The organism is Methylobacterium sp. WL116 (genome assembly GCF_008039455.1).
In the GTDB taxonomy this organism is placed as follows: domain Bacteria; phylum Pseudomonadota; class Alphaproteobacteria; order Rhizobiales; family Beijerinckiaceae; genus Methylobacterium.
Genome location: NZ_VRUV01000289.1, coordinates 1 through 5789 on the forward strand (window position 1 = coordinate 1; position 5789 = coordinate 5789).

At 70.3% G+C, this 5789-nt stretch carries 4 protein-coding genes; 1 reads left to right on the forward strand and 3 read right to left on the reverse strand.

Features of this window, described 5'->3' with window-relative positions:
* Positions 1–1193, forward strand: a 1193-nt coding sequence (locus tag FV223_RS18280; RefSeq protein ID WP_147728355.1) for an FAD-binding oxidoreductase, incomplete at its 5' end; no start/stop codon positions are given.
* Positions 1194–1199: 6 nt separating this feature from the next.
* Here FV223_RS18280 and FV223_RS18285 read toward each other — a convergent pair.
* From FV223_RS18285 to FV223_RS18295, 3 genes are all read right to left on the reverse strand, one after another.
* On the reverse strand, positions 1200–2129 hold the full coding sequence (locus FV223_RS18285) for a 3-keto-5-aminohexanoate cleavage protein (protein ID WP_147728356.1): 930 nt from the start codon (positions 2127–2129) through the stop codon (positions 1200–1202).
* A gap of 144 nt (positions 2130–2273) precedes the next feature.
* Positions 2274–3764 carry a PepSY domain-containing protein gene (locus tag FV223_RS18290; RefSeq protein WP_246689723.1) on the reverse strand — a complete coding sequence of 497 codons (1491 nt, stop codon included), beginning with the start codon at positions 3762–3764 and terminating at the stop codon, positions 2274–2276.
* 1 nt (position 3765) lies between these two features.
* A partial coding sequence (locus FV223_RS18295) for a TonB-dependent siderophore receptor (RefSeq protein ID WP_147728357.1) occupies positions 3766–5789 on the reverse strand: 2024 nt, incomplete at its 5' end.

Here is a 5789-nt window from a genome sequence, read left to right on the forward strand (position 1 = left end):
CCGTCGTCCCGCGCGGCGGCGCCACCGGCCTCGTCGACGGCATCCTCTGCGCGCCCGGCGACATCGCCCTGTCGTTCGAGCGCATGACCGGGATCGAGGCGCTCGATCCCTTGGCGATGACGATGGTGGTCCGCACCGGCACCACGCTCGAGGCGGTGCAGGCGGCGGCGGAAGCCGCGGACCTGTTCTTCCCCCTCGATCTCGGAGCCCGCGGCTCGGCGACGATCGGCGGCACGATCAGCACCAATGCCGGCGGCCTGCGGGTGCTGCGCTACGGGATGATGCGCGAGATGGTGCTCGGCCTCGAAGCGGTGCTCGCCGACGGCACGATCGTCTCGTCGATGCGGCCGCTGATCAAGAACAACACCGGGCTCGACTTGAAGCAGCTCTTCGTCGGCACGGAGGGGACGCTCGGCGTCGTCACCCGCGCGGTGCTGCGCCTGCGTCCGGCGCCGGCCGGCTACGCCACCGCGCTCGTCGCCTGCGCCGACGTGAACGCCGCCGCCGCCATCCTCGCCCGCGCGCAGCGGGCGTTCCAGGGCCGGGTGTCGTCCTTCGAGGGCATGTGGCCCGACTTCTACCGGACGATGACCGCGCCCGGCCGCTTCACCCCGCCGCTCCCCCGGGAGCACCCGTACTACGCGCTGATCGAGGTCGAGTGCGTGCCCGAGGAGGAACCGCGCTTCTTGAGCCTGCTCGAGACCCTGATGACCGAGGCGGTCGTGCACGATGCCGTGGTCTCGGCGTCCGAGGAGCAGCGCCGCGCGCTGTGGCGCATCCGCGACCGCGTCGAGATCCTGGTCGAGGCCGGGCTCGGCCGCCCGTTCGACGTCAGCGTGCCGCTCTCGGCCATGGCCGGCTACGTCGCCGAGGCGCGCGCGCGGATCGCCGCGATCCACCCGGACGCGGCCAGCGTCGCCTACGGGCATGTCGGCGACAACAACATCCACTGGAACACCGCGCGCCTGCCGGACCCCGCCCTCGAAGCAGAGGTCGAGGCGGCGATCTACGAGCCGCTCGCCGCGCTTCAAGGCTCGGTCTCGGCCGAGCACGGCATCGGGCTGGAGAAGCGCGGCAAGCTCGGGCTCTCGCGCTCGACCGCCGAGATCGCGACGATGCGGGCGGTCAAGCGCGCGCTCGACCCGAGGAACATCCTCAATCCCGGCAAGATTCTCGCGAACCCCGCCGGGTGACGGGCCTCAGAACCCGACGCGGTCGCCGCCCTTCAGCGACAGCATCTCGCGGGCATCGTCCGGCGTCGCGACCTCGAGCCCCAGCCCTTCGATGATCCGGCGGACCTGGGCGACCTGCTCGGCGTTCGACTGCGCGAGCCGGCCCGGTCCTGCCCAGAGGCTGTCCTCGAGCCCGACGCGGACGTTGCCGCCCATCGCCGCCGCCATCGCCGCGATGTTCATCTGATTGCGCCCGGCGCCCAGCACCGACCAGTGGTACTGGTCACCGAACAGCCGATCGGCGGTACGCTTCATGTGCATCACGTCGTCCGGGTGCGAGCCGATGCCGCCCTGCAACCCGAACACGGTCTGGATGAACAGCGGCGCCTTCACCAGGCCGCGGTCGAAGAAGTATTTGAGATTGTAGAGGTGGGCGGTGTCGTAGCACTCGAACTCGAATCGTGTGTCGTTGCCGGCGCAGGTGGTGAGGATGTGCTCGATCTGCCCGAACGAGTTGCGGAAGATGATGTCCTTGTTGGCCAGATACGTTCGCTCCCATTCGTGCTGGAGATCCTTGAAGCGGTCGAGCATCCCGAACAGGCCGAAGTTCATCGAGCCGAGGTTGAGCGAGGCGACCTCCGGCTTGAAGGTCGCGGCCGGGCGCACGCGCTCCTCGATGGTCATCGTCGGCGCGCCGCCGGTGGTGATGTTCACCACGCAGCTCGAGCGCTGCTTGATGACGGGCAGGACCTTGGCGAAGGCCTCCGGCGTCTGGTCGGGCTCGCCGGTTTGCGGGTTGCGGGCGTGCAGGTGGACGATGGCCGCGCCTGCCTCCGCCGCGCCGATTGCGGCGTCGGCGATCTCCTCCGGCGTCACCGGCAGGTAGGGCGACATGCTCGGCGTATGGATCGCGCCGGTGACGGCGCAGGTGATGATGACTTTTCGCGCGCGCGCCATGGCAGCGTCCGTCCCTGTCTGTTCGCGAACCGCTCCGGGCCCTTCGCTGCGATGGTAGCGCTGCCGCCCCGTGCGGGCCAAGCCTCGCTGAGCAAGCCTCGCTGAGCAAGCCTCGCCGAGCCGAGCGAGGGGATCGGCCCGCACTCAAGCCGGGCGCGATCCGGCCGCCGGCCGTCTCAGCCGGCGCCAGCCCATCGCCACGCCCGAGCCCGCGATCACCGATCCGGCCGCGAGCAGCAGCAGCATGACCCCGTCCCAGGCGGGCCGGTGGCGCAGGAGGATGCCGAGATCGAGGGTGTGCAGCAGGTCGAAGCCCCAGCGCTCGACGCGGCCCGACCGGTCGAGCCGGTTCAGGATCTCGCCGGTCTCGAGATCGATGTGGAACCACGTCGCCGCCGGGTCGTCGAACACCACCCGGAGCACCGGCAGGCGCCGGGCGCGGTGGTGCGACGTCCAGTAGAAGTCCTCGTGCTCGAGCCGAGAGGTCGTCATCGATCGAGCCTCCGGGACCAGGCGGCGCGCGGCGGCGTCCAGCCGGTCGGGCGCGACCGGCGCCGTTCCGCAGCAGGCGATCTCCCGTCCGTCGCGGCAGGCGATCACCGCGAGCGGCGCACCGCCGAGCCAGGTGAACCGCACCTCCGCCGCATCCGTGCAGGCGCGCTGGCGGATCGCGGCGCGGTCGAGCCCGGTGCGGGCGCCGGGTGCGTCGGCGTAGCGTTCGAGCATCGCCTGCGACGGGCTGAAGGAGGAGAACCAGCGGTTCGGGTTCATCGAGAGCCAGCCGCTGACGATGAAGCTCAACAGCGCGAGCCCGCCGATCAGGCCGCCGAGATGATGCCAGCGCGCGAGGCCGCGATAGGGCGTCACCGCGCCGGAGCGATAGCGTCGGGCGATCCGGATCCGCAGGAGTCCGAGCACGAACCCGGTGACGGCCCCGACCATCGCGATCCCCGAGACCCACACGATCACCGTGCGCCACAGCGCGGCCTGCGCCCGCAGCGGCGTGACGTAGAGCCAGTGCGGGACGGCGCCGAACCAGTTCCAGAACCGCTCGTGCGCCGTGGTGTCGAGCACCACGGCACCGGTCGGCTGCGAGACGTAGAGCTCGGTGCCGTCCGCATCGCCGAGCGCGATGCGGTGGAGCGGGCGCACCGCATCGTAGCGCTGGTGCACCGTCCACAGGTCGTAGGCGAGCGTGTCGCGGTAGGCCGGGCGCAGGCTGCGCGGATCGTGGCCGGCGATGGCGAGGGCCTCGTCCGGTGACGCGGGGCCGATCGCCCGGCCGTCGACCGCGGAGACGGCGCGGCGGGACCCGTCCCAACGCGCGACCCGGTAGACCGGCTCGGCCCCCCGCATCGACAGGCTCAGCGCCCGGGGAAAGCCGGGCTCGTCGGCCAATGCCGCGTCCGGCGAGACCCGCACCGCGTCCCAGGCGATCGCGGGCAGCCCGGCCCGGCGCTCGGGCTCGGTCAGCGACGGGTAGGCGACGTACATCATCACCACGCCGCTCACGAACCACGTCGTGAAGAACAGCCCCGTGACGATGCCGAGCCAGCGATGGCCGAGATGCAGCCACCGCTTCCCCGTCTTGCCAAGCTTAGCGAGCTTGGCGAGCATGCGCGCCGTGGAGGCCATCTCAGAACGCCGTCGTGAAGGCGACCTCGAACGAGCGCGGTCGCCCGAGGAGCCAGTTTGTGCCGACCCCGTCCACCGCGTTTCCGCTGATCGCGTAGACCTTGTCGAACAGGTTGAAGACGCGGAAGGACAGGCGCGAGGCCGGCGTGACCTGATGGTCGAGGCCGAGGTTGACCAGCCCGTAGGCCGGGCGTCGCGCGGTGTTGCCGAAATCGCTGAACACCTCGCCGACGTACTGGAACCCGACCCGTGCTTCCCAGGTCGGCGCGAAGGCGTAATTGAGCCAGAGGTTGGCGACCCGCTCGGGCACGTCGATCGGCCGGTTGCCGGCGTACGAAATCGTCGCGCCGTTCACGGCCTGGTCGAAGGAATCGTACTGCGCGTGCAGCAGGGCGAGGTTCGCGTCGACCCGCCAGAGCGGCGTGACCTGCAGCGAGAGCGCCGCCTCGACCCCGTAGGAGGATTGCCGGCCGACCTGCGTCGAGACGTTCGGCTGGCCCGGCACCGCCGAGATCAGGTTGTCCTTGACGATGCGGTAGCCGGCGAGCGTCCACTCGCCTCGGCCGTCCCAGAACACGCCCTTTGCGCCGAGCTCGACCTGCTCGCCGGTGGAGAGCTTGAAGCCGGCCAGCGATTGCGACAGCGTGATCAGGCTGTTCACCGGGTCCGTGGCGGTGGCAACCTGTGCATAGAGCGCGGTGTCCGGCGTCGGGTTGAACACCAGCCCGAAGCGGTAGCCGAGGCCCTGGAAGGACTTCTCGAACTGCCCGTTGCTCATCAGGTTCTCGCGCTGCAGGGTCGAGGCATCGAACCGGACGCCGGACAGGAACGAGAGCTGGTCGGTGAGGATCAGCCGATCCTCGGCGAAGACTGAGGCCTGGTCGGTGCTCGTCGCGTAGGCCGGGCTGGCGCGGCCGTTCAGCGGGAACGAGCCCGGGTCGTAATCCGTCAGCGGGACGCTGGTGACGAGGCCCGATCCGACGGTCGAGAAGTTGTTGGTGTGCCGAAAGTCGATGTGGTTCACGTCGAAGCCGGCCAGGAACTCGTTGCGGAAGCCGAACAGCGTGCCCTTGAACGCGGCGTCGAACCGGTTCCCGAGCTGTTCCTGCTGGTGGTAGATTTCGGTGTAGTCGCTCCGGTCGACCAATCGCGTCGATCGGTTGAAGCGGTAGGTCTCGACGTCGAGCCAGTGGCGCCTGCTCTGCAGCCGGTAGGCGGTGTTGCGCACCGTGATGTCGGCGGTGGGCGTCCACTCCGTCTTGAGCTGGGTCCAGTTGTCCGCCCAGGTGATCTTGGCGTCGCGGACGTTGTAGTTCTTGAACCGGATGAAATCCGGGATGCGCCCGTCGACCAGCGGCGTGCCCCAGTAGCGCGCCGGCTCCTGATAGCCGAGGTCGTGGCTCAGGGTGAAGGCGAGGTCTGGCGTGGCCTGGAGCAGGATCGCGCCCGAGACCGCGAGGTTGCGGAAGTCGCCGTCCGGGCTGATCCAGCCGCCGGCGCGGTTGCCGCTGACGTTGAGGCGATAGGCCACCGCGTCGCCGATCGGGCCGCCGGAATCGAGGGCGAGCCGCGCGATCCCGTCCGATCCGAAGCCGGCCCGCACCAGGTTGATGGACGTGAAGGTCGGCTTCTTCGTCACCACGTTGATGACGCCGCCGATCGCCCCGTCGCCGTAGAGCACGGAGGCCGGCCCGCGCAGCACCTCGATGCGCTCGACGTTCCAGGTGTCGAACGGGAAGGTCACCGTGTTGGCGCCGACGAACAGCCGCGTGCCGTCGTAGAGCTGCTGGATCGAGTTCGGCCCCGAGAACCCGCGGCTGGTGAAGGCGCCGTTGCCGTTGCCCGGCGAGGCGATGGTGGTGATGCCGGTGGCGTTCTGCGTTACGGCGTCCGCGATCGTGTCCTGGCCGCGCAGCCGCGCGGTCTCGCCGGAGATGACGTCGACGCTGCCGGGGGTCTCCAGCGGCGTGAGGCCGAGGCGGCTCGCGCCGCGGTCGGGCGTGCGCAGGTTGAGGCCGACCGGCG